The 1363-nt window shown below is 72.9% G+C and carries 2 protein-coding genes; both read left to right on the top strand.

Annotated features, from left to right (window positions below):
• Nucleotides 1-206 precede the first annotated feature (206 nt).
• A complete protein-coding gene (locus E1166_RS30570) occupies nucleotides 207-869 on the top strand; it encodes a CDP-alcohol phosphatidyltransferase family protein (protein WP_243710615.1) in 663 nt (220 codons plus the stop codon).
• Between the two features lie 8 nt (nucleotides 870-877).
• Nucleotides 878-1363 (top strand): hypothetical protein (locus tag E1166_RS30565; protein ID WP_132343259.1); only part of this gene is annotated, 486 nt, incomplete at its 3' end.

The raw sequence follows: 1363 nt of genomic DNA, 5'->3' as shown, positions 1-1363 counted from the left end.
CGGGTCCCGCCGCCACGCGGTGTCGATGCCATGGTGTTCGATGGCGGACGCTCTACAATGGGGGCGGCCGTGGCTACGCTGGGTCACGTTCCCTCGGGGCGGCCAGTTAGCGGGGCGCGACATGAGCATCGGGCACAGATCCGGATCCCGCCGCCGATCGGCCGGCGACGACGGCCCCCCGACGTCCACGACCAGGTAGGTCCGCTGTGTCCAGGGGGAATCCGGCCGGCGACCGGCACGCCGGAATGTCTGCTGCCCTCGACGGGCACGCGCTGAACACGCCGAACGCCATCACGATCGTCCGGGCCGTCGCCGCGATCGTCCTCGCCGTGCTGGCGTTGACCCGGGCCAGCCCCGCCCTGCTGATCGCCGCGTACGCCACCTACTGGCTGGGTGATGTGCTCGACGGGCTGGTCGCCCGGCTGCTGCGCCAGGAGACCCGGTTCGGCGCGGTACTCGACATCGTCGCCGACCGCGCGTCGTGCAGCCTCTGCATCGCCGCGTTGCTGGTGCTGCGTCCTGAACTCGCCGTGCCCTGCGCGGTCTTCCTGGTGCAGTTCCTCGTGCTCGACTGCCACCTCAGTCTGGCGTTCCTGCGCTGGCCGATCCTCAGCCCCAACTACTTCCACCTGGTGCACCGGGGCGTCTACCGGTGGAACTGGTGGCCGCCGGCGAAGGTGCTCAACACCGCGGCCCTCGCCCTGACCGCCCTGATTCCCGCCGCCTACTGGTACGCCGTGGCCGTCGCCACGCTGGTGCTGGTGGTCAAGGTGTGCTCGGTCGTCGTCGTCCACCGGCTCACCCGCCAGCCGTTGGGCCCACCGTTCGTCGAGCCACAGCTCCGTGGCCCGTCGCTGGTGACCTCGTGATCGGGCAGATGCTGGCCGCGCTGGGGCTGTCGCTGGTGTCGGCGTTCGTGCCGGCGGTGCCGATCGAGCCGTACGTGGTCGGTGCCAGCGCCCTCGGCGGCGCGGCGCTGCCGGTCGCCCTCGTCGCCGCGGTCGGGCAGACCATCGGCAAGGTGCTGATCCTGCTGGCCGCCCGGGGTTCGCTGCGCAATTCGGCGTTGCGTCGCTGGCTGGACCGCCGCCGGGCCGCGGCGGGGGAGCGGGACCGGACCCGGGGTGGGTTACGACGCCGGCTGGATCACTGGGGCCGGGCGATCGAGGCCGCCGCGCAGCGGCCGGCCCTCGCCGTACCGGTGGTGCTGCTCAGCGCCGGCGTCGGACTGCCGCCGCTGCTGCTGATCACGTTCTGCGTCGCCGCCGCGAAGACACCCGTCACCGTCTTCGCGGCGGCCTGCCTGGTCGGCCGGTCGACCCGGTTCGCCGCCCTCGCCCTGCTCCCCGCCCTCATCCAACCC

It is taken from the genome of Micromonospora sp. KC213 (assembly GCF_004348325.1).
Taxonomy (GTDB): Bacteria; Actinomycetota; Actinomycetes; order Mycobacteriales; family Micromonosporaceae; genus Micromonospora.
This window is presented reverse-complemented; position numbering and strand designations above follow the sequence as displayed.